This is a genomic window from Streptomyces speibonae, assembly GCF_984686075.1.
Genome location: NZ_OZ480260.1, coordinates 7562875 through 7588473 on the forward strand (window position 1 = coordinate 7562875; position 25599 = coordinate 7588473).

Consider the following 25599-nt stretch of genomic DNA (forward strand, 5'->3'; position numbering starts at 1 on the left):
TGGATGGGCCCGCGGGGACGGTGGCGAACGTGGCGCCTGGGCCGGAGCAGTCGGCGTATGTGATGTATACGTCGGGGTCGACGGGGGTGCCGAAGGGCGTGGTGGTGTCGCATGGGGCGTTGGCGAATCATATGGGGTGGATGCAGCGGGAGTTTGGTCTGGGGTCGCGGGATCGGGTGTTGCATAAGACGCCGTTTGGGTTTGATGCGTCGGTGTGGGAGTTGTGGTGGCCGTTGATGGCTGGTGCGGTGTTGGTGGTTGCTGTGCCGGGGGGACATCGGGATCCGGGGTATTTGGCGCGGTTGATTGAGCGTGAGCGGGTGACGGTCGCGCAGTTTGTTCCGTCGTTGTTGGATGCGTTTCTGTCTGAGCCTTTGGCGGTGGGGTGCGGGAGTCTGCGGTTGGTGTTCGCCGGTGGTGAGGTGTTGTCGGCGGATGTGTATGAGCGGGCGGTGGGTGTGTTGGGGGTGGCGCCGTGCAACTTGTATGGGTTGACGGAGGCCACGGTGGATACGACGTTTTGGCGGTCGGGGGCTGAGAAGGACGGGGTGGGTGTTCCGATCGGGCGTCCTGTCGACAACACGCGTGTGTATGTGCTTGACCGGTGGCTGGGTCCGGTGCCGCCGGGTGTGGTGGGTGAGTTGTATGTGGCGGGGGTGGGGTTGGCGCGCGGTTATCAGGGTCGGTCTGGGTTGACGGCGGAGCGGTTTGTGGCGTGTCCGTTCGGTGTGCCGGGTGAGCGGATGTACCGGACGGGGGATCTGGCCCGTTGGACGGCTGATGGTGAGTTGGTGTTCGTCGGCCGGGTGGATGATCAGGTGAAGGTCCGGGGTTTCCGGGTCGAGCCCGCCGAGATCGAGGCGATACTCACGGCGCACCCCCACGTCACCCAAGCTGTTGTGATCCCTCGCGAGGATATCCCTGGCGACAAGCGTCTGGTGGCCTACGTCGTGCTGGACGGTGATGGCGGACGGGCTGGTGACTTGCGGGCGTTTGCTGGTGAGCGGTTGCCGGAGTACATGGTGCCGTCGGCGGTGGTGGTGCTGGATGAGCTGCCGTTGTCGGTGAACGGGAAGGTGGACCGGGCGGCGTTGCCGGCACCGGAGTATGCGACCTCCGGTAGCGGTCGGGGTCCTGCGACGGTGGTCGAGGAGCTCATGTGCGGTGCGTTCGCCGAGGTGCTGGGCCTGGAGCAGGTCGGTGCGGAGGACAACTTCTTCGAACTCGGTGGTCATTCGTTGCTGGCGATGCGGTTGGTGTCGCGGGTGCGGTCGGTGTTCGGGGTGGAGTTGGGTGTGCGGGCGTTGTTCGAGGCGCCGACGCCGGCGGAGCTGGCGGTGCGGGTCAGCCGTGCGGGGGCTTCGCGGGCGGGTCTGGCTCGGCGTGAGCGTTCGGGGCGGGTGCCGTTGTCGTTTGCGCAGCGGCGGTTGTGGTTCCTGGCGCAGTTGGAGGGGCCGAGTCCGACGTACAACTTGCCGGTGGTGTTGCGTCTGGACGGTCGGGTGGATGTTGATGCGCTGGGGTTGGCGCTGGTGGATGTGGTGGGCCGGCATGAGGTGCTGCGCACGGTGTTCCCGGCTGACGGGGGTGAGCCTTACCAGCAGGTGCGTGAGGTGGCCGAACTCGGCGGACTTCTCCGGGTCGTGGATACGGCCGGTGAGGACGAGGTAGACGACCTGGTGATGGCAGAGACGCGTCACGGGTTCGACCTGGCAACGGAGGTGCCGATCCGGGCGCTGTTGGTGGAGACGGGCCCGGATGTGCATGTGCTGGTGGTGGTGCTGCATCACATTGCGGGTGATGGCTGGTCGATGGGGCCGTTGGCCCGTGACCTCTCCCGGGCGTATGGGGCGCGGTGTGGGGGGTGTGCGCCGGGGTGGGAGCCGTTGCCGGTGCAGTACGCGGATTACACGTTGTGGCAGCGGGAGTTGCTGGGCCGTGAGGAGGACCCGGGCAGTCTTGTCGCGGGGCAGGTGGCGTTCTGGCGTGAGGCGTTGGCGGGGGCTCCGCAGGAGTTGGTTCTGCCGGTGGACCGGCCGCGTCCGGCGGTTGCCTCGCACCAGGGTCACTCGGTGGCATTTGGTCTGCCCGCGGAGGTGCATGGGCAGTTGGCCGCGTTGGCGCGTGAGCAGGGTGTGACGATGTTCATGCTGCTTCAGGCCGGTCTTGCGGTGTTGTTGTCGCGGCTGGGTGCGGGTGAGGACATCCCGGTGGGTACGGCGGTGGCGGGGCGGACGGACCAGGCGTTGGACGATCTGGTCGGGTTCTTCGTCAACACGCTGGTGTTGCGGACCGACGTATCGGGTGATCCGACGTTCCTGGAGGTGCTGGGCCGGGTCCGTGAGGCGAGTCTGGCGGCGCTTGAGCATCAGGACGTGCCGTTCGAGCGGCTGGTGGAGGTGCTGGCTCCGGAGCGGTCGATGTCCCGGCATCCGCTGTTCCAGGTCATGCTCACAGTGCAGAACAACGAAGCTCCCAGTCTTGACCTTGGCGGTGTGCAGGCCGGGGCGGTTGCGGCCGGGCTGACGACGTCGCGCTTCGACCTGCATCTGAGCGCGAGTGAGGCCCTGGTCGATGGTCGACCGGCTGGTCTTCGGGGTTCGTTGACCGGCTCGGCGGATCTGTTCGACGCGGTCACCGTCGAGGCGTTCGCTGAGCGGTATGTGCGGGTGCTGACGGACATGGCAGCGAACGCGCAACTGCGCGTTCACGAGATCGATGTGCTGTCTGAGGGGGAGCGGCAGCGGGTGTTGGAGGGGTGGAACGACACGGGTGTGGTGGATGCGCGGGCTGTTGTGCCGGAGTTGTTTGCGGCGCAGGTGGTGCGGACTCCGGGTGCGGTGGCGGTGGTGGATGCGCGGGAGGAGGTGTCGTATGCGGAGTTGGATGAGCGGGCGTCGCGGTTGGCGGGGGTGTTGGTGGCGCGTGGGGTGGGGCCTGAGTGTGTGGTGGGGGTGATGTTGGAGCCTTCGGTGGATGTGGTGGTGGCGTTGTTGGCGGTGTGGAAGGCGGGTGGGGCTTATCTGCCGGTGGATCCGTCGTATCCGAGTGAGCGGATCGCGTTCATGCTGGCTGACTGCCGGCCGGTGTGTGTGCTGACGCGTGTGGACTTGGTCGAGGCGCTTCCGCAGGGTATGGCCGTTCGTGTGGTGTGTGTCGATGACCCGCTTGTGGTCGACGAGTTGGTGGAATCGGTGGTGGCGAACGTGGTGCCTGGGCCGGAGCAGTCGGCGTATGTGATGTATACGTCGGGGTCGACGGGGGTGCCGAAGGGTGCGGTGGTGTCGCATGGGGCGTTGGGGGGTTATGTGGGGTGGTGTGTGGGGGCGTATGGGGGTGTGGGGGAGAGCAGTGTGTTGCATGCGCCGGTGTCGTTCGATCTGGGTGTGACGGGGTTGTATCCGGTTCTGGTCAGTGGTGGGTGTGTGTTTGTGGGGGCGTTGGATGAGGGGTTGGCGGGTGTGTTGCGGGGGCGGAGGCCAGCGTTTGTGAAGGTGACGCCGAGTCATCTGCCGTTGTTGGAGGAGCTGGGTGAGGAGTGTGTGCCGTCGCGGTTGTTGATGGTGGGTGGGGAGGCTTTGGGGTGGGAGTTGGTGGGGCGGTGGCGGGAGCGGTATCCGGATGTGGCGGTGGTGAATCACTATGGGCCGACGGAGGGGACGGTTGGGAGTGCGCATTATCGGGTGGGTGCGGTGGAGCGGGGTGGGGGTGTGGTTCCGATCGGTCGGTCGTTCGCGACGACGCGGACGTATGTGGTGGACCGGTGGTTGCGGCCGGTGCCGCCGGGTGTGGTGGGGGAGTTGTATGTGGCGGGGGTGCAGTTGGCTCGTGGTTACCACGGTCGGCCGGGGTTGACGGCGGAGCGGTTTGTGGCGTGTCCGTTCGGTGTGGCGGGTGAGCGGATGTACCGGACGGGGGATCTGGCCCGCTGGACGGCCGGCGGGCAGTTGGTGTTCGTGGGCCGGGCGGATGATCAGGTGAAGGTGCGGGGTTTCCGGATCGAGCTGGGTGAGGTCGAGGCGGTGTTGGCGGCGCATCCTGGTGTGGTTCGTGCGGTGGTGGTCGTGCGTGAGGACGCGCCCGGTGACCGGCGGCTGGTGGCCTACGTCGTTGCCGATGGTGGGGTGGCGGAGGACTTGCGGGCGTTCGCGGGTGAGCGGTTGCCGGAGTACATGGTGCCGTCGGCGGTGGTGGTGCTGGGTGAGCTGCCGTTGTCGGTGAACGGGAAGGTGGACCGGGCGGCCCTGCCCGCGCCGGAGTATGCGGCGTCCGGTGCTGGTCGGGGTCCGGTCACGGTGTCGGAGGAGATCGTGTGTCAGGCCTTCGCCGATGTGCTGGGCCTGGAGGACGTTGGGGTGGAGGACAACTTCTTCGAGTTGGGTGGGCATTCGTTGCTGGCCGTGTCGTTGGTTCAGCGTTTGCGGGAACGTGGGCTCGGGGTATCGGTGCGGGCGCTGTTCGAGTCGCCCACTCCCGCGTCGCTGGCCGGTGCCACAGGCGTCGCGGACGTGGAGGTGCCGCCGAACGGCATCCCCGAGGACGCCCAGGTGATCACACCGGAGATGCTGCCCTTGGTGGAGCTCACACGTTCGCAGATCGGCTTGATCTGCGAGGCCGTAACAGGCGGAGCTGCGAACGTGGCGGATGTGTATCCGCTGGCCCCTCTGCAGGAGGGCATCTTCTTCCACCATTTGCTCGCCGCGCCGGGTGACACGGATGTGTATCTGACGCCGACCGTGGTGGCGTTCGAGGGCCGGGAGCGATTGGACGCGTTTGTGGCGGCGTTGCAGCGCGTGGTGGACCGGCACGACATCTACCGCACGGCGGTGGTGTCGGAAGGCCTGCCCGAGCCGGTGCAGGTGGTGTGGCGCCGAGCGGTGGTGCCGGTGACCGAGGTGACGTTGCCGGCACGAGCGCGCGGGCAGGAGGCTGCGGGGCACTTGCTGGACGCGGCTGGATCATGGATGGATGTGCGGCGGGCACCGTTGCTGCGCGTGCATGTGGCGCAGGAGCCCGGTAGCGAACGCTGGCTGGCGTTGGTGCAGGTGCATCACCTGCTCCAGGACCACACGGCCCTGGACGTGGTGATGGGCGAGGTCACAGCATTGATGGCGGGGCGTGGAGATGAGCTGCCTGCGCCGCTGCCGTTCCGTGACTTCGTGGCCCAGGCCCGCCTGGGTGTCTCGCGCGAGGAGCACGAGGAGTACTTCGCGGGGTTGCTGGGTGATGTCACGGAGCCGACGCTGCCGTTCGGCCTGGCCGACGCCCATGGGGACGGCACCGGTGTGCAGCGCGTGCGGGTGACCCTGGACGACGGACTGGCGCAGCGCGTCCGGGAGCGGGCGCGTGGGCTGGGAGTGAGTCCGGCGACGCTGTTCCACGTGGCCTGGGCACGGGTCCTGGCGAGTGTGTCCGGCCGTAGTGACGTGGTGTTCGGGACGGTACTGCTCGGTCGGATGAACGCCGGGCGGGGAGCGGAGCGGGTACCCGGGCCGTTCATGAACACCCTGCCGGTCCGCATGGACGTCGCGGGCCTGGACGCTGCCGGTGCGGTCAAGGCGATGCAGTCGCAGCTGGCCGGCCTGTTGCTGCACGAGCACGCACCCCTGTCACTCGCCCAGAAGGCCAGTCGTGTCGCACCCTCCGCTCCGCTGTTCACGGCTCTGTTCAACTACCGCCACAGCGGCCGTCCTCGTCAGGACGGTGGGCAGGGCGGCCGTGCGGCAGCAGCCGTCGGCAGCGAGGATGCGGGTGGTCGCCGCCGTGGGATGGAGCTTCTGTTCAGCCAGGACCTGACGAACTACCCGGTGACGGTGTCGGTCGACGATTTCGGGTCGGGGTTCGGGCTGAGTGCTGATGCCGTTGCTCCGGGGGATCCGGAGTTGCTGTGTGGGTTGGTGGAGGCGGCGGTCGAGGGTTTGGTTGAGGCGTTGGACGAGCCGGCCGGGACGCGGTTGCGGCAGGTCGGGGTGCTGCCCGGTGAGATGCGTGAGCGGCTGCTCGAGGGGTGGAACGACACTGCGCGGGCGGTGCCCGGGTTGACGTTGTCGGAGTTGTTCGCCGCGCAGGTGGCGCGGACGCCGGATGCGGTGGCCGTGGTGTGCGGTGACCAACGGGTGACGTATGAGGAATTGGACGAGCGGGCGTCGCGGCTGGCGGGGGTGCTGACCGAGCGCGGGGTCGGTGCGGAGTCGGTGGTGGGGGTGATGTTGGAGCGGTCGGTTGATCTGGTGGTGGCGTTGCTGGCGGTGTGGAAGGCGGGCGGGGCGTATCTGCCCGTGGATCCGTCGTATCCGGCTGATCGGATCGGATTCATGCTCGGGGATGCGAATCCGGTGTGTGTGGTGACGGTGAGTGGTCTGCTGAAGGGCGCGCGGGCGGAGGCGGACGCTCCGGTGGTGTGTCTGGACGACTCGTCCGTGACCGAGGGCGCGGCGAAGCGGGCCGGATCTCCTCCTCCGGCCGGCCCGGGCAGTGCGGCGTATGTGATGTATACGTCGGGGTCGACAGGGCTGCCGAAGGGCGTAGTAGTGTCCCACGCGGGGATTGTGAACCGCCTGGTGTGGATGCAGGAACGGTTCCGGCTCGGCGCGGACGATGCCGTGTTGCAGAAGACGTCGGTGAGCTTCGACGTGTCGTTGTGGGAGCTTCTCTCACCGTTGGTGTCGGGCGCGCGGCTGGTGCTGGCCCGGCCGGGTGGGCAAGGTGACGCCGCGTATCTGTCGGACGTGATCCGTACGGAGGGGATCACGACGGTGCATTTCGTGCCGTCGATGCTGGACGCGTTCGTGGAGGGCGGGGATCCGGCTGCATGGGGGTCACTGCGGCGGGTGGTGTGCTCGGGCGAGGCGTTGCCGGGAGTGTCGGCGCAGCGGTTCGCGCGGGTGTGCGGTGCCGAGCTGCACAATTTCTACGGGCCGACGGAAGCCTCCGTGGAGTGCACGGCCGGGCAGTGGACGGGCGAGTCGGGTGCTGTGCCGATCGGTGCGCCCATCTGGAACATGCGGGTGTTCGTACTGGACGAGTCCCTGCAGCCGGTGCCGCCGGGGGCGGTGGGGGAGTTGTTCATCGCGGGCGTGGGGCTCGCGCGTGGATATCACGGCCGGCATGCGCTGACCGCGGAGCGGTTCGTCGCCTGTCCGTTCGGCGCGCCGGGCGAGCGGATGTACCGCACCGGTGACCTCGTCCGCTGGACCGCTGACGGTCAGGTCGTCTTCGTCGGCCGCGCGGACGACCAGGTCAAGATCCGCGGCTTCCGCATCGAGCCCGGCGAGATCGAAACCGTACTGACCGCGCACCCCCGGGTGAGCCAGGCCGTGGTGACCACCCGCGACGACCTGCCCGGCGGTGGCGGCCTGGTCGCCTACATCGTCCCCGAGGACCAGGACGGGAACGGACCACAACGTCAGGACGCAGACGCAGACCCAGACGGTTCCGGTGACGACGACCGCGAGGACGACGAACTCTTCGCCGACCTGCGCGTCAACGCCGCTGAACGGCTGCCCGGGTACATGGTCCCCGTGGTGTTCGTGTCCCTGCCCGAGCTTCCGTTGACCGCCAACGGCAAACTCGACCGGGCAGCCCTTCCTGATCCACGGCGTGCGGCCGTGACCCCGCAGCGGGAACCGGCCACGCATGAGGAGCGCCTGCTCTGCGAGGCGTTTGCCGAGGTACTGGGGCTGGAGCGGGTAGGGGCGGATGACAACTTCTTCGACCTGGGTGGACATTCCCTGTTGGCCACTCGTCTGGTGTCACAGGCCAGGGCCGCGCTCGGCGTCGAGTTGGGGGTCCGGATGCTGTACGAGGCGCCGACTCCGGCAGCCCTGGCAGCACGGTTGGAGAGTGAGCGGAAACCTGCCCGGCCGGCACTGCGCCGCATGAGCAAGGAGAAGGAAGCCGAATGATTCCGCTTTCGTTCGCCCAGCGTCGACTGTGGTTCCTGGCGCAGTTGGAGGGGCCGAGCCCGACCTACAACCTGCCGGTGGTAGTGAGTCTGGCAGGGCGGATCGACACCGGGGCGCTGGGCGCGGCGCTGACGGACGTCATCGCTCGGCACGAGGTGCTGCGCACGGTGTTTCCCTCCAGCGACGGACAGCCGTACCAGCGGGTGCTGCCGCTGAGCGCGGTGGGGGAGGTGCTACGGACCGCTGAAGCCGCCACGGAGGAAGAGGCGGCGCAGCTGGTCGCGGACGAGACCCGGCACGGGTTCGATCTGGAGGACGAGATCCCGCTGCGGGCGCTGCTGGTCGAAACCGGTCCGGACGCGCATGTGCTGGTGGTGGTGCTGCATCACATTGCGGGCGACGGCTGGTCGATGGGCCCGTTGGCCCGCGATCTCTCCCGGGCGTATGCGGCGCGCTGCGAAGGGCGCGCGCCCGGGTGGGAGCCGCTGCCGGTGCAGTACACCGACTACACCCTGTGGCAGCGGGAGTTGCTCGGCGACGAGAACGATCCACAGAGTCTGCTGTCCCGACAGGTGTCGTACTGGCGGCAGATGCTGGCGGGAGCTCCGCAGGAGCTCGCCCTGCCCATGGACCACGCGCGTCCGCCGGTTGCCTCGCGGCGCGGCCACACCATCCCGCTGAACATTCCTGCCGACGTCCACGAGAAGTTGGCGGCGGTCTGCCGTGCCGGCGGAACCAGCATGTTCATGGTGGTGCAGACGGCGTTGGCGGTGCTGCTGTCGCGGCTGGGCGCCGGGGACGACATCCCCATCGGCACAGCGGTGGCGGGGCGGACGGACAAGGCCCTCGATGAGCTCGTCGGGTTCTTCGTCAATACGTTGGTTCTGCGGACCGACCTGAGCGGTAACCCTTCCTTCAGCGAACTGCTGACTCGTGTACGTGACGACAGTCTCCAGGCCCTGGACCACCAGGACGTGCCGCTCGAGCACTTGGTCGAGGTCCTTGCCCCGGACCGCTCCTTGGCGCGGCATCCACTGGTCCAGGTGCTGCTCACCGTGCAGAACAACGCTGCTGCCGGTCTGGAGCTGCCTGGCTTGAGGGTCAGGCCGATGGCCGTTCAGCAGAGGAACTCGGCGAAGCTGGACCTCGACATCACTCTGGGTGAGGTCTACCGGAACGGCCGTCCCGCGGGGTTGCGAGGGGCGATCACGGGTGCGGCTGATGTGTTCGACGTGGCGTCGGTGGAGGCGGTCGCGAGGCGTTTCGCGCGTGTGTTGGGGCTGGTGGCGGCGGACCCGCGTGTGCGGGTCGGTGAGATGGATGTGCTGACGGAGGACGAGCGTCGGCGGGTCCTCGTGGAGTGGGCCGGCGCTGGTGAGTTGGTGGGAGCGTCTTTGGTGCCGGTGCCGGTGCCGGTGCCGGTGCCGGTGCCGGTGTTGTTCGCGGAGCGGGCAGGGACGATGCCGGACGCGGTGGCGGTGGTGGATGCACGGGAGGAGGTGACGTTTGCGGAGTTGGATGAGCGGGTGTCGCGGTTGGCCCATGTGCTGGTGGGTCGGGGCGTGGGCGCGGGGTCGGTGGTGGGGCTGTGCGTGAGGCCGGGTGTGGAGCTGGTGGTGGCGCTGTTGGCGGTGTGGAGGGCGGGGGCGGCTTATGTACCGCTTGATCCGGTCCTCCCTGGTGAGCGGTTGGCGTTCATGGTGCGGGACAGCGGTGCCGGCGTGGTGGTGGGGGACCACAGGTCGCTGGATGGGCTGGTGGGATCGCTGTCGGCTGATGTCGGGGTGGTGGTGTGTCCGGATGATCCGGGGATGGCCGAGGAGCTTGCCGGTGCGCCTGCGACTGCGCCCGTGGTCGAGGTGCTTCCGGATGAGTTGGCGTATGTGATGTATACGTCGGGGTCGACGGGGGTGCCGAAGGGGGTTGCGGTCTCGCATCGGAGCCTGGGCGCCTACGTGGGGTGGGCTGTTGAGAGGTATGGGGTGAGGGCGGGCGGTCGTGTGCCCGTGCATTCGTCGTTCGCCTTCGACCTGACGTTGACGAGTCTGCTGCTGTCGCTGGTTTCGGGAGCGGCGGTGGTCTTCGGTCCCGGTGAGGGCGTACGGGGCGGCGTCGAAACCCTGGCCGGGCTCTTGACGGTGAAGGACGGGTTCTCGCTGGTGAAGGTGGTTCCAGCACACCTTCCTTTGCTGGCGGAGCAGGTGTCGGGTGAGCGATTGGCGGGGCTGGGGGCACGTGTGGTGGTGGGTGGTGAGGCGCTGAGCGGTGCGGTGGTGAGGTCGTGGCTGGAGTGTGCGCCGGGGACGTCTGTGGTGAACGAGTACGGGCCGACGGAGGCCGTGGTGGGGTGTTGTGTGTTCGAGGCCGGTGCGGGGCGGGAGGTACCGGAGTCGGTTCCGGTGGGACGTCCGGTCCCTGGCACGAGGGTGTACGTGCTGGATGAGCGGTTGCGGACGGTGGCCCCGGGTGTGGTGGGTGAATTGTATGTGGCGGGGGCGCAGCTGGCGCGGGGGTACCACGGTCGCGCCGGCCTGACCGCGGAACGGTTCGTGGCGTGTCCGTTCGGGGGTGCGGGTGAGCGGATGTACCGCACCGGAGACCTGGCGCGGTGGACAGCCGATGGCCAACTGATGTTCGCGGGGCGGGCGGATGATCAGGTGAAGATCCGCGGGTTCCGGGTCGAGCCGGGTGAGGTCGAGGCGGTGGTGGCCGCGCATCCGCGGATTGATCAGGCGGTGGTGTCCGTCCGTGAGGACATCGCCGGCGACCGGCGTCTGGTCGCCTATGTGGTGCCGATCGAGGAAGACGGTACCGATGAACTCGTCGATGAGGTGCGGACGTTCGCATCAACGCGGTTGCCGGAGTACATGGTGCCGTCGGCGGTGGTGGTGCTGGACCGGCTGCCGTTGTCGGTGAACGGGAAGGTGGACCGGGCAGCGTTGCCGGCGCCGGAATATGGGACGTCCGGTGGGGGCCGGGGTCCTGCGACCGTGGCCGAGGAGATCGTGTGTCAAGCCTTCGCCGAGGTGCTGGGCCTGGAGCGGGTGGGGGTCGAGGACAACTTCTTCGAGCTGGGCGGTCATTCGCTGCTGGCGGTGTCATTGGTGCATCGACTGCGCGAGCGGGGAGTGAGCGTATCGGTACGGGTCCTGTTCGAGGCGCCCACACCGGCGGCGTTGGCCGCGGCCGGGGGCAGGGCCGAGGTGGAGGTGCCGCCGAACGGGATTCCCGGAGGCGCGGAGACGATCACACCGGAGATGCTTCCGCTGGTGGATCTGTCCGCGGCGCAGGTGGAGTCGGTGTGCGCGGCGGTGGACGGCGGTGCGGGGAACGTGGCGGACGTGTATCCGCTGGCGCCGTTGCAGGAGGGCATCTTCTTCCATCACCTCCTCGCCGGGTCAGGCGACGCGGACGTGTATCTGACACCGACAGTGGTGGCGTTCCAGAGCCGTGAGCGGCTGGACGCGTTTGTGGCGGCGTTGCAGCGGGTGGTGGACCGGCATGACATCTACCGCACCGCGGTGTTGTGGGAGGAGCTGCCGGAGCCCGTGCAGGTGGTGTGGCGTCGGGCGATGGTTCCTGTCACCGAGGTGACGCTGTCAGCGAGTGGGACTGATCCGGCGGCGGAGCTGTTGGCGGTGGCGGGTGAGTGGATGGATCTGCGGCGGGCTCCGTTGCTGCGGGTGCATGTGGCCGTGGAGCCCGGCGGTGAGCGTTGGCTGGCGTTGGTGCAGGTGCATCACCTGCTCCAGGACCACACAGGGCTCGAGGTGGTCATGGGGGAGGTCGGGGCGTTCATGGCGGGGCGTGGTGATGAGCTTCCTGCGCCGCTGCCGTTCCGTGACTTCGTGGCCCAGGCACGCCTCGGTGTCTCGCGTGACGAGCACGAGGAGTACTTCGCGGGGCTGCTGGGTGATGTGACGGAGCCGACGCTGCCGTTCGGCCTGTCCGATGCTCATGGGGATGGCTCCGGTGTACAGCGGGTCCGTTCGATGATGGACGAAGGTCTGGCGGAGCGGGTGCGGGAGCAGGCGCGTGGGCTGGGAGTGAGTCCGGCGACGTTGTTCCACGTGGCGTGGGCGCGGGTGCTGGCGAGTGTGTCGGGGCGTACGGATGTGGTGTTCGGGACGGTGCTGCTGGGCCGGATGAACGCCGGGCGGGGAGCTGAGCGGCACCCTGGGCCGTTCATGAACACCCTGCCGGTGCGGGTGGATGTCGCGGGTTCGGATGCGCGGGGCGCGGTGAAGGCGGTGCAGTCGCAGTTGGCCGGCCTGCTGCTGCACGAGCATGCACCGCTGGCCCTGGCCCAGAAAGCCAGTGGCGTCGCACCCTCCGCTCCGCTGTTCACCTCCCTGCTGAACTACCGCCACAGCGGCCGTGGACGTTCGTCGACAAGCCGGACGGCCGGGGAGGCCAGTCGCGGGGGAGCGGCCGGGGGTGAGGGTGTGGGTGGCAGCAGGGGGATGCAGCTTCTGTTCAGTGAGGATCTGACCAACTATCCGGTGACGGTGTCGGTCGACGATCTGGGGTCGGGTTTCGGGCTGACGGCGGATGTGGTGGCTCCTGCGGATGCGGGGCTGGTGTGTGGGTTGGTGGAGGTGGCGGTCGAGGGCCTGGTGGAGGCATTGCAAGGGGCGACGGAGACGCCTTTGGGGCAGGTGGGGGTGCTGCCTGGTGAGGTGCGTCAGCGGCTGGTGGAGGGGTGGAATGGCACCGGGCGGGCGGTGCCCGGGGTGACGTTGCCGGAGTTGTTCGCGGCGCAGGTGATGCGGACGCCGGGTGCGGTGGCGGTGGTCTCGGGTGATGAGGAGGTGACGTATGCGGAGTTGGATGAGCGTGCGTCGCGGTTGGCGGGGGTGTTGGTGGCGCGTGGGGTGGGTGCGGAGTCGGTGGTTGCGGTGGTGTTGGAGCGGTCGGTTGATCTGGTGGTGGTGCTGCTGGCGGTGCTGAAGACGGGTGCGGCATACCTTCCCGTCGATCCGGAGTATCCGGCCGACCGGGTCGGGTTCATGCTTCGGGACGCGCAGCCGGCCTGTGTGGTGACGGTGCGTGACGTGGCCGAGGGTCTGCCCGCGGACGTACCGGTGGTGTGCCTGGACGACCCGGCCATGCCCGAGCATGCGCGGGCATTCCCCGCGTCGTGTTCTCCGGATGGTGCGGCGTATGTGATGTACACGTCGGGGTCGACGGGTGTGCCGAAGGGTGTGGTGGTGCCGCACGCGGGGATCGTGAACCGGTTGTTGTGGATGCAGGACCGGTTCGGTCTGGGTGCGGATGATGCGGTGCTGCAGAAGACGTCGGTGAGTTTCGACGTGTCGGTGTGGGAGTTGTTCTGGCCGTTGGTGTCGGGCGCGCGGCTGGTGCTGGCCCAGCCGGGCGGCCAGGGCGACCCGGCGTACCTGTCGGACGTGATCCGTACGGAGGGCGTTACGACGGTGCATTTCGTGCCGTCGATGCTGGAGGCGTTCGTGGAGGGCGGTGACCCGGCTGCGTGGGAGTCGTTGCGGCGGGTGGTGTGCTCGGGTGAGGCACTGCCGGGCCTGCTGGCCCAGCGCTTCACTCAGGTGTGCGGTGCGGAGCTGCACAACCTGTACGGGCCGACGGAGACGTCGGTGGACTCCACCGCGTGGCGGTATGCGGGCGGATCGGGTCCGGTGCTGATCGGTGCTCCGATCTGGAACACGCAGGTGTACGTCCTGGACGGATTCCTGCGGTCGGTGGCGCCGGGTGTGGTGGGCGAGTTGTTCATCGCGGGCGTGGGTCTGGCCCGTGGCTATCATGGCCGCCCGGGCCTGACCGCGGAGCGGTTCGTGGCGTGTCCGTTCGGTGCGTCGGGTGAGCGGATGTACCGCACGGGGGACCTGGTCCGCTGGACCGGCGAGGGGCAGCTCGACTTCGTGGGCCGTGCGGACGACCAGGTGAAGATCCGCGGCTTCCGGATCGAGCCGGGCGAGATCGAGGCCGTGCTGACCGAGCACCCGCACGTCACGCAGGCCGTAGTGATCGCACGCGAGGACGTTCCCGGGACCCCTCGTACGGTGGCCTACGTCGTGTCGGACGGCGGTACCGCAGCTGGTGACCTCCCTGGTGACTTGCGTACGCTCGCGAGCCAACGGCTGCCGGAGTACATGGTGCCTTCGGCGGTGGTAGCCCTGGAGCGGCTGCCGTTGACGGTGAACGGAAAGGTGAACCGGTCTGCGCTGCCGGAGCCCGAGTATCCGACGTCCGGTGGTGGGCGGGGACCTGTCACGGTGGCCGAGGAACTCATGTGCGGGGCGTTCGCCGACGTGCTCGGTGTGGAACACATAGGGGTCGACCAGAACTTCTTCGAGGCGGGCGGCCATTCGTTGCTGGCGACGCGGCTGGTGTCGCGGGTCCGGTCGGTGTTCGGTGTCGAGCTGAGCCTCCGGGCGTTGTTCGAGTCGCCGACGCCGGCGGAGTTGGCGGCTCGGATCCGCGGTGCGGCATCGGCACGGGTAGGTCTGGCGCGGCGTGAGCGTCCCGAGCGGGTGCCGCTGTCGTTCGCGCAGCGGCGGTTGTGGTTCCTGGCGCAGTTGGACGGGCCGAGCTCGACATACAACCTCCCGGTCGCGTTGCGCCTGAGCGGGCGGGTCGACGTGGGCGCGCTCCAGGAGGCGCTGTCGGACGTGGTTGTCCGGCACGAGGTGTTGCGCACGGTGTTTCCGGCCGACACCGGTGAGCCGTTCCAGCGCGTGCTGACGCCTGCTGAAATGGGTGAGGTGCTGCAAACCGCCTCAACTGCCACGGAGGACGAGGCGGCAGCGCTGGTGGCGGCTGAGGCGAGGCGTGCGTTCGACCTGTCGGTGGAGATCCCTCTGCGGGCACTGTTGATCGAATTCGGCCCCGATGCGCATGTGCTGGTGGTGGTGCTGCATCACATTGCGGGCGACGGTTGGTCGATGGGCCCGTTGGCCCGTGACCTCTCCATGGCGTATGCCGCGCGGTGCGAGGGGCGTGCACCGGGGTGGGAGCCGTTGCCGGTGCAGTACGCGGATTACACGCTGTGGCAGTGGGAGCTGCTTGGCACTGAGGACCAGCCGGACAGCCTACTGGCCGAACAGGTGACCTACTGGCGCGACGTACTGGCGGGCGCGCCGCGGGATCTCGAGCTGCCGGTGGACCGGCCGCGTCCGGCGGTTGCCTCGCACCAGGGTCATACGGTGGCCCTGGACATTCCTGCCGAGGTGCACGCGCGGCTGGCCGCGTTGGCGCGTGAGCAGGGCGTCACGTTGTTCATGCTGCTCCAGGCAGGCCTTGCGGTGCTGTTGTCGCGTCTGGGGGCGGGTGAGGACATCCCGGTCGGTACGGCGGTGGCGGGGCGGACGGATCAGGCGTTGGACGACCTGGTCGGGTTCTTCGTCAACACGCTGGTGCTGCGTACAGACGTGTCGGGCGACCCGACGTTCGAGGATGTGCTCGAGCGGGTGCGGGAAACCAGTCTGGCGGCTCTTGAGCACCAGGACGTGCCCTTCGAACGGCTCGTGGAGTTGGTGGCCCCGGACCGGTCGATGTCCCGGCACCCGCTCTTCCAGGTCATGCTCTCCCTGCAGAATCTTGGCCGTGCGCCATTGGAAATGCCGGGCATCACGGTGGCACCTGTGCCCACGGGCCCGGCGGCAGCCAAGTTCGATCTCGAAGTGACGTTGAGTGAGTTCTTCGACGGTGATGGTCGTGGGGTGGGGTTGCGTGGGGCGGTGATCGGGTCGGCGGATCTGTTCGATGTGGGGACCGTTGAGTTGGTTGCTGAGCGGTTGGTGCGGGTGTTGTCGGTGGTGGCGGCGGATCCGTTGGTGCGGGTGAGTCAGGTTCAGGTGCTGTCGGAGGGTGAGTTGCGTCGGGTGGTGGAGGGGTGGAATGAGACGGGGGTGGCGGTTGCGGATGTGTCGTGGCCGGTGTTGTTCGGGGAGCAGGTGGCGCGGACGCCGGGTGCGTTGGCGGTGATCGCTGAGGACGAGGAGGTGACGTATGCGGAGTTGGATGAGCGTGCGTCGCGGTTGGCGGGGGTGTTGGTGGGGCGTGGGGTGGGTGCGGAGTTGGTGGTTGCGGTGGTGTTGGAGCGGTCGGTTGATCTGGTGGTGGCGTTGTTGGCGGTGTGGAAGGCGGGGGGTGCGTATGTGCCGGTGGATCCGTCGTATCCGGGTGAGCGGATCGCGTTTATGTTCGGGGATGCGGCCCCGGTGTGTGTGGTGACGAGTGAGGGTCTGGTGGGGGCGCTTCCGGGGGGTTTGGATGTGCCGGTGGTGTGTGTGGATGATCCGGGTGTGTTCGAGGGTGCGGGTGGTGTGGTGTTGGGGGTGCCGGGGCCGGATGTGGCGGCGTATGTGATGTATACGTCGGGGTCGTTGGGGGTTCCGAAGGGTGTGGTGGTGTGTCAGCGGGATGTGGTGGGGTTGGTGGTGGATGGGTGTTGGGGTGATGTGGGTCGGGTGTTGGGGTATGCGTCGTATGCGTTTGATGCGTCGGTGTTTGAGTTGTGGGTGACGTTGGCTGGTGGTGGGGTGGTGGTGTTGGCTCCGTCGGGTGAGGTGGATGGTGGGGTGGTGCGGTCGTTGGTGGGTGTGCATGGGGTGGGTCGTGTGCATGTGACGGCGGGGTTGTTGCGGGTGTTGGCGGAGGAGGATCCGGGGTGTTTTGTGGGTGTGGAGGAGGTGTTGACGGGGGGTGATGTGGTGTCGTCGTCTGCGGTGGCGGCGGTGTTGCGGGCGTGTCCGGGTGTGCGGGTGCGGCATTTGTATGGGCCGACGGAGATTACGTTGTGTGCCACGCAGTATGTGGTGGAGGACGAGGGTGGGGTTTGTGGGGTGTTGCCGATCGGGCGGCCGATGGACAACACGCGGGTTTATGTGCTGGACCGGTGGTTGCGGCCGGTGCCGCCGGGTGTGGCCGGTGAGTTGTATGTGGCGGGCGTGGGTTTGGCCCGCGGTTACCACAGTCGCACGGTGTTGACGGCGGAGCGGTTTGTGGCGTGTCCGTTCGGTGTGGCGGGTGAGCGGATGTACCGGACGGGGGACCTGGCTCGTTGGACGGCTGATGGTGAGTTGGTGTTCGTCGGCCGGGTGGATGATCAGGTGAAGATCCGGGGGTTCCGGGTCGAGCCTGCTGAGGTTGAGGCAGTGGTGGCCGCGCATCCGCAGGTGGGTCAAGCGGTGGTGGTCGCTCGGGAGGACATCCCTGGAGACAAGCGCCTGATTGCCTACATCGTGCCGGTTGAGGGGTGCGACGCTGATGACCTGCGCGAAACAGTGGACATATTCGTCGCTGATCGCTTGCCCGAGTACATGGTGCCGTCCGCCGTGGTCGTACTCGAGGCATTGCCGCTGTCGGCGAACGGGAAGGTGGACCGGGCCGCGTTGCCGGCGCCGGAGTACGCGCGAGACGAGGATGTGCGCCCGCCCGCGAACGTGGTTGAAGAGATCATGTGCGGTGCCTTCGCCGACGTACTCGGTGTGGACCGCGTAGGTGTGGACGACAGCTTCTTCGAGCTGGGCGGGCATTCGTTGCTGGCGATGCGGTTGGTGTCGCGGGTGCGGTCGGTGTTCGGTGTCGAGCTGGGTGTGCGGGCGTTGTTCGAGGCGCCGACGCCGGCGAAGCTCGCGGTGCGGGTCGGCGGGGCAAGGGCCTCGCGCGCCGGCCTGGTACGTCAGGAGGAACGCCCCGAGCGGGTGCCGTTGTCGTTCGCGCAGCGGCGGTTGTGGTTCCTGGCGCAGTTGGAGGGCTCCAATCCGACGTACCACATGCCGGTCGTGATCCGCCTGACCGGTCAGTTGGACGCGGAGGCGTTGCGAGCGGCGCTGGGTGATGTGGTGGCGCGGCACGAGGTGTTGCGCACCGCGTTCCCCGCCTCGGACGGGGAGCCGTACCAGCATGTGTTGGACATCGGTGAGTTGAGGGAGATCTTGCGGGTCGTGTCGTCGTCCACCGAGGACGAGGTGACGGCTCTGGTGGCGGCCGAGACGAGGCGTGCGTTCGACCTGGCGGAGGAGATTCCGATCCGGGCCCTGCTGATCGAGACCGGCCCGGACACGCATGTGCTGGCTGTGGTGCTGCATCACATCGCGGGAGACGGCTGGTCGACGAGGCCGTTGGCCCGTGACCTCTCCATGGCGTATGCCGCGCGGTGTGAGGGGCGGGCGCCCGAGTGGGAGCCGCTGCCGGTCCAGTACGCCGACTACACCCTGTGGCAGCACGACCTGCTCGGCAGCGAGGAAGACCCGGACAGTGTCCTGGCCCGACAGGTGGCCTACTGGCGCAAGACGCTCGCGGGGATACCGCAGGAACTGCAATTGCCCTTGGACCGCCCGCGTCCCGCAGTGACCTCGCACCAAGGGCACATGGCGACGCTTGATGTTCCTGCCGAGGTGCACGCGCGGCTGGCCGCGTTGGCGCGTGAGCAGGGTGTCACCTTGTTCATGGTGGTTCAGGCGGCGTTGGCGGTGCTGCTGTCCCGGTTGGGTGCGGGTGAGGACATCCCGGTCGGTGCCGCGGTGGCGGGGCGGACGGACCAGGCGTTGGACGATCTGGTCGGGTTCTTCGTCAACACGCTGGTGCTGCGTACAGACGTGTCGGGCGACCCGACGTTCGAGGATGTGCTCGGGCGGGTGCGGGAGACCAGTCTGGCGGCTCTTGAGCACCAGGACGTGCCGTTCGAACGGCTCGTGGAGCTGGTGGCCCCGGACCGGTCGATGTCCCGGCACCCGCTCTTCCAGGTCATGCTGAGCGTGCAGAACCTCGGGCAGGCGACCCTTGAGCTGACGGCCCTCCAGGCCGCGCCGATGCCCGCAGGTCCTGCGCCGGCGAAGTTCGACCTGGACGTGACGGTCGGTGAAGCCTTTGACGGTGACGGCCGTCCGAGGGGGCTACGGGGGTCGGTGACCGGATCCGCGGATCTGTTCGACGCGGAGACGGTCGTGTCACTCACCGAGCGCCTGGTGCGGGTCCTGGCGGCTGTTGCCCTCGATGCCGAGGTGCCGGTGAGCAGGGTACCGGTGCTGTCGGATGCCGAACGGCGGCAGGTCGTGACGGAGTGGAACGACACGGCGGTGCCGGTCGCGGAGGTGACCTGGCCGGAGCTGTTTGCGAGGCGGGTGGCCGATGCTCCGAACGCGACGGCGGTGATCTGCGGGGACGATCATTGGACGTATGCGGAGTTGGATGAGCGTGCCTCTCGGCTGGCCGAAGCCCTGAGGAGCCTGGGAGTCGGCCCCGACTCGTTGGTTGCCGTGGCGATGCAGCGGTCGGCGGACGTGGTCGCGGCCGTGGTGGGGGTATGGAAGGCGGGCGGTGGCTACTTGTTCGCCGATCCGGTGCTCCCTGCCGGGCGGGTGGCGGAGATGCTGGCGGACGCGGGACCGGCGTGCGTGGTGACCACGCATGATCTCGCCGGAACGCTGCCGACGGAGTTCTCCGCACCGGTGCTGCTGATGGGCGACCTCGGAGAGGCGGCGGGACCGGCCAAGGAACTGCTTGCTGCACAGCCGGACGCGGCCGCGTACGTGATGTACACGTCCGGGTCGACGGGACGGCCGAAGGGCGTGGTGGTCTCACACGCCGCCGTGGTGCATCTGGCGGCGGCCCTGGGCCCGGTGGCCGGGGTCGGCCCGGGGACGGGGATGCTCCAGTTCGCGTCGTTCGGCTTCGACGGCTCTGTGCTGGACATGGCGGTGACACTGGCGTCGGGCGGCAGGCTGATGGTGGCCACCACGGCGGAGCGCGAAGATCCCGCACTGCTGGCCGCCGCATTGAACAGGGCGCAGGTGACGGTGGCGAGTGTCGTCCCCTCGCTGCTGGCGGTACTTGATCCGGATGCCGTAGGCGACCTGCGACGTGTGCTGGTGGGCGGTGAGTTGCTCACCGCAGAGCTGGCCCGGGCATGGGCCGACGGCCGGGACTTGGTCAACACGTACGGACCGACCGAGGCGACAGTCATGGTCACCACCACGTCGGTGCAGCGGGGAACCACTGTCGCGCCGCCCGTCGGCAGGCCAGTGGCGAACATGCGCGTCTATGTGCTCGACGGGTGGCTGAGGCCGGTGCCGCCTGGAGTGGCGGGTGAGGTGTATGTGGCCGGGGCGGGCTTGGCCCGCGGTTACCAGGGTCGGTTCGCGCTGACGGCGGAGAGGTTCGTGGCATGTCTGTTCGGCGCGGCGGGTGAGCGGATGTACCGGACGGGGGATCTGGCCCGCTGGACCGCCGACGGTGAGCTGGTGTTTGCGGGGCGTGTGGATGATCAGGTGAAGATCCGCGGGTTCCGGGTCGAGCCTGGTGAGGTCGAGGCGGTGGTGGCTGCTCATCCGCAGGTGGGCCAAGCGGTGGTGTCCGTTCGTGAGGACGTTGCCGGTGACCGCCGGCTGGTGGCCCATGTGGTGCCGACCGAGGGGGCCAGTGGCCGTGATCTGCCCGCTGGGGTACGAGCGTTTGCCGCTGAGCGGTTGCCGGAGTACATGGTGCCATCGGCGGTGGTGGTGCTCGACGCGGTGCCGTTGTCGGTGAACGGGAAGGTGGACCGGGCGGCGTTGCCGGCGCCGGAGTACGCGGTTGCCGATGATGGTCGGGGTCCTGCCACGGTGGCCGAGGAGATCGTGTGTCGGGTGTTCGCCGAGGTGCTGGGCCTGGAGCGGGTGGGGGTGGACGACAACTTCTTCGAGCTGGGCGGGCATTCGCTGTTGGCGGTGTCGCTGGTGCAGCGGTTGCGTGAGCGTGGGCTTGGGGTGTCGGTGCGGGCGTTGTTCGAGGCGCCTACTCCGGCGGGGCTGGCCGCGGCTGGTGGAAGTGGCGGTGTGGTGGAGGTGCCGCCGAACGGGATTCCCGAGGACTCCCAGGTGATCACGCCGGAGATGCTGCCACTGGTCGATCTGTCTCCGGAGCAGATCGCGTCGGTGTGCGCGGTGGTGGACGGCGGTGCGGGGAACGTGGCGGATGTGTATCCGCTGGCGCCGTTGCAGGAGGGGATCTTCTTCCATCACCTCCTTGCCGAGCCGGGCGAGGCGGATGTGTATCTCGTGCCGATGACGCTGGGCTTCGACGGTCGTGAGCGGCTGGACGGGTTTGTGTCGGCGTTGCAGCGGGTGGTGGACCGGCATGACATCTACCGCACGGGGGTGGTGTGGGAGGGGCTGCCGGAGCCGGTGCAGGTGGTGTGGCGCCGGGCAGTGGTGCCGGTGACCGAGGTGGTCCTGCCGACGAACGTGGATCCGGCGGCGGAGTTGCTGGCGGTGGCGGGTGAGTGGATGGATCTGCGGCGGGCGCCGTTGCTGCGGGTGCATGTGGCGGCGGAGCCGGGCAGTGACCGCTGGCTTGCTCTGGTCCAGGTGCATCACCTGCTCCAGGACCACACGGCGCTGGATGTGGTGATGGGCGAGGTCGGGGCGTTCATGACCGGGCGTGGTGATGAGCTGCCTGCGCCGCTGCCGTTCCGTGACTTCGTGGCCCAGGCCCGCCTGGGTGTCTCGCGTGAGGAGCACGAGGAGTACTTCGCCTCGCTGCTGGGCGATGTGACGGAGCCGACGCTGCCGTTCGGCCTGGCCGACGCTCATGGCGACGGCACCGGTGTGAACTCGGCGCGGCTGACCCTGGACGAGGACCTGGCCGAGCGGGTGCGGGAGCAGGCGCGTGGGCTGGGAGTGAGCCCGGCGACGTTGTTCCACGTGGCGTGGGCGCAGGTGCTGGCGAGTGTGTCCGGCCGCAGTGACGTGGTCTTCGGGACGGTACTGCTCGGCCGGATGAGCGCGGGACAGGGAGCGGAGCGCATCCCCGGCCCCTTCATGAACACCCTGCCGGTACGGCTCGACATCGCGGGGCACGACGTGGCCGGCGCGATCACCGCCATGCAGTCGCAGCTGGCCGGCCTGATGGTGCACGAGCATGCACCGCTGGCCCTGGCCCAGAAGGCCAGCGGCGTGCCTGCGTCGGCTCCACTGTTCACCTCGCTGTTCAACTACCGCCACAGCGGGCGGAAGACCACTGACACCGGCCGGCGGGCCGGAGGGTCGGGGATGCGTATGTTCCTGGCCCAGGAACGCACCAACTATCCCTTGGCTGTGGCGGTGGATGACCTCGGCGCGGGTTTCGGGGTCACCATTGATGTTCTGGAACCCGGCGACGCACGCCTCGTATGCGCTCAGTTGCGGACTGCGGTGGAGGGGCTGGTGGGGGCCCTCGGTGAGGCGCCCGGAAAGGCGTTGGCCGAGCTGGTCGTGTTGTCGGAGGGAGACCAACGGCGGATTCTCACCGAGTGGAACGACATGGAGTCGGTGCCGGGGGTGTCGGTGCCGGAGTTGTTCGCTGCGCAGGCGGCGCGCACACCGGGTGCGGTGGCGGTGGTGTGCCGGGGCGAGGAGCTGACGTACGCCGAGTTGGACGATCGGGCCTCGCGGCTGGCCCGAGTGTTGAGGGCGCGTGGGGTGGGCCGGGAGTCGGTGGTGGCGGTGGCGATGGACCGTTCGGCCGATCTGATGGTCTCGTTGCTGGCAGTGCTGAAAGCAGGGGGCGCGTATCTGCTGATCGATCCGGAGTATCCGCGCGAACGGATCGCGTTCATGCTGGATGATGCGGGACCGGTGTGTGTGGTGACGACTCGGCTGGGTGGTGAGGGTCTGCCTGCGGGGCTGAGTATTCCGGTGATGGAGGTGGATGCCCCGGAGGTCGTCGCTGAGCTGGCGGCGACGGACGGCGGCGTGGTGTCGACGCCGCCGGTGCGCCCTGACGCGGCAGCGTATGTGTTGTACACGTCGGGGTCGACGGGGGTGCCGAAGGGGGTGGTGGTGTCTCACTCGGGGTTCGCGAGTCTGGTGGCCGGGCACCGGGAGCTGTTGGGCGTGGGGCCGGGGTGCCGGGTGGCGCAGTTCGCGTCGCCGAGTTTTGACACCTTCGGGTGGGAATGGTCGATGGGGTTGCTGACCGGGGCCGCACTGGTGGTGGTGCCGGAGGAGGAACGGCTGGGGCAAGGGCTGGCGGCGTTCCTCGAGCGGGAGGGCGTGACTCATGTGACGTTGCCGCCGGCGGTCCTGGCGGTGCTGGACGAGAAGCGTGTGGGCTCCGATGTGGTGGTCATCGCTGCGGGTGAGGACTGTCCGCGTGAGGTGATGGAGCGGTGGTCGTCAGGGCGGGTGATGTTCAACTCGTACGGGCCGACGGAGACGACGATCGATGTGTCGTTGTGGCGGTGCGATCCGTCCGCCACGCGGGTCGCGATCGGCGGCCCGGTGTTCAGCACCCGGGCCTACGTGCTGGACGGTCTCCTGCGCCCGGTGCCGCCGGGTGTGGTGGGTGAGTTGTATGTGGCAGCGGCAGGGCTGGCGCGTGGCTACCACAATCGCCCGGGGCTGACGGCGGAGCGGTTCGTGGCCTGTCCGTTCGGCGCCCCGGGTGAGCGGATGTACCGGACGGGTGACCTGGTCCGATGGACCGCCGATGGGCAACTCGTCTTTGCAGGGCGGGCGGACGATCAGGTCAAGGTGCGTGGGCGCAGGATCGAGCCGGGGGAGGTTGAGACGGTACTGGCCGCTCACCCGCAGGTCGCTCAGGTGGTGGTGATCGCACGCGAGGACATGCCGGGCGACAAGCGGCTGGTGGCGTACGTGGTGGCTGCGGCCGAGGAAGATGTTGCCGTTGATCTACCCGCGACGGCACGGGTGTTCGCGGGTGAGCGGTTGCCGGAGTACATGGTGCCGTCGGCGGTGGTGGTGCTGGATGAGCTGCCGTTGACGGCGAACGGGAAGGTGGACCGCACGGCGTTGCCGGCACCGGAGTATGCGACCTCCGGTAGCGGTCGGGGTCCTGCGACGGTGGTCGAGGAGCTCATGTGCGGTGCGTTCGCCGAGGTGCTCAGTGTGGACCGTGTGGGCGTGGACGACGGCTTCTTCGAGCTGGGCGGGCATTCGCTGTTGGCGATGCGGTTGGTGTCGCGGGTGCGGTCGGTGTTCGGGGTGGAGTTGGGTGTGCGGGCGTTGTTCGAGGCGCCGACGCCGGCGGAGCTGGCGGTGCGGGTCAGCCGTGCGGGGGCTTCGCGGGCGGGTCTGGCTCGGCGTGAGCGTCCTGGGCGCGTGCCGTTGTCGTTTGCGCAGCGGCGGTTGTGGTTCTTGGCGCAGTTGGAGGGGCCGAGTCCGACGTACAACTTGCCGGTGGTGTTGCGTCTGGACGGTCGGGTGGACGTTGATGCGCTGGGGTTGGCGCTGGTGGATGTGGTGGGCCGGCATGAGGTGCTGCGCACGGTGTTCCCGGCTGACGGGGGTGAGCCTTACCAGCAGGTGCGTGACGTGCCCGAACTCGGCGGACTTCTCCGGGTCGTGGATACGGCCGGTGAGGACGAGGTAGACGACCTGGTGGCGGCAGAGACGCGTCACGGGTTCGACCTGGCAACGGAGGTGCCGATCCGGGCGCTGTTGGTGGAGACGGGCCCGGATGTGCATGTGCTGGTGGTGGTGCTGCATCACATTGCGGGTGATGGCTGGTCGATGGGGCCGTTGGCCCGTGACATCTCCCGGGCGTATGGGGCGCGGTGTGGGGGGCGTGCGCCGGGGTGGGAGCCGTTGCCGGTGCAGTACGCGGATTACACGTTGTGGCAGCGGGAGTTGCTGGGCCGTGAGGAGGACCCGGGCAGTCTTGTCGCGGGGCAGGTGGCGTTCTGGCGTGAGGCGTTGGCGGGGGCTCCGCAGGAGTTGGTTCTGCCGGTGGACCGGCCGCGTCCGGCGGTTGCCTCGCACCAGGGTCACTCGGTGGCATTTGGTCTGCCCGCGGAGGTGCATGGGCAGTTGGCCGCGTTGGCGCGTGAGCAGGGTGTGACGATGTTCATGCTGCTTCAGGCCGGTCTTGCGGTGTTGTTGTCGCGGCTGGGTGCGGGTGAGGACATCCCGGTGGGTACGGCGGTGGCGGGGCGGACGGACCAGGCGTTGGACGATCTGGTCGGGTTCTTCGTCAACACGCTGGTGTTGCGGACCGACGTATCGGGTGATCCGACGTTCCTGGAGGTGCTGGGCCGGGTCCGTGAGGCGAGTCTGGCGGCGCTTGAGCATCAGGACGTGCCGTTCGAGCGGCTGGTGGAGGTGCTGGCTCCGGAGCGGTCGATGTCCCGGCATCCGCTGTTCCAGGTCATGCTCACAGTGCAGAACAACGCCGGCGTCGACCTCGACATGGGTGGAGCCCGGGCGGTACCGGTCGCGGCGGGGGAGACAGCGGCGAGGTTCGACATGAGTGTGACCGTGAGAGAGGTCACGATGGGTGGCCGGCCCCGTGGTCTGCGGGGTTCGTTGACCGGGTCGGCGGATCTGTTCGACGCGGTCACCGTCGAGGCGTTCGCTGAGCGGTATGTGCGGGTGCTGACGGATGTGGCGGCGAACGCGCAGTTGCGCGTTCACGAGGTCGACGTGTTGTCGCAGAACGAACGAGTACAGGTCCTGGCTGACTGGAACGCCACGGCCGTGGCGAAGAGGCCGGGGGTCGCGCCGGTGCGGTTCCGTGAGCAGGCGGCGCGGACACCGGATGCGGTGGCGGTGGTCGATGGACGGGAGGAGGTGACGTACGCGGAGCTGGATGAGCGGGCGTCGCGGTTGGCGGGGGTGCTGGCGGAGCGTGGGGTCGGTGCCGAGTCGGTGGTGGGGGTGATGCTTCAGCGCTCTGTGGATGTGGTGGTGGCGCTGCTGGCGGTGTGGAAGGCGGGGGGTGCCTATCTGCCGGTCGA

Annotated in this window: 2 protein-coding genes (both cut by a window edge); both read left to right on the top strand. The window is 68.5% G+C overall.

The window, feature by feature from the left end:
- Positions 1 to 7904: the final stretch of a non-ribosomal peptide synthetase gene (locus AC5L3C_RS33810; protein ID WP_493652914.1), read on the top strand. It extends 8239 nt beyond the left edge of the window; 7904 of the gene's 16143 nt are visible here — the last part of the coding sequence; its start codon lies beyond the left edge, outside the window; it ends in the stop codon at positions 7902 to 7904.
- Positions 7901 to 25599, top strand: partial view of a non-ribosomal peptide synthase/polyketide synthase gene (locus tag AC5L3C_RS33815; RefSeq protein WP_493652915.1) — the 5' portion only. Its footprint extends 5605 nt past the window's final position; 17699 of the gene's 23304 nt are visible here — the first part of the coding sequence; its start codon is at positions 7901 to 7903; the stop codon falls past the right edge of the window. Before AC5L3C_RS33810 ends, AC5L3C_RS33815 begins: the two co-directional genes overlap by 4 nt.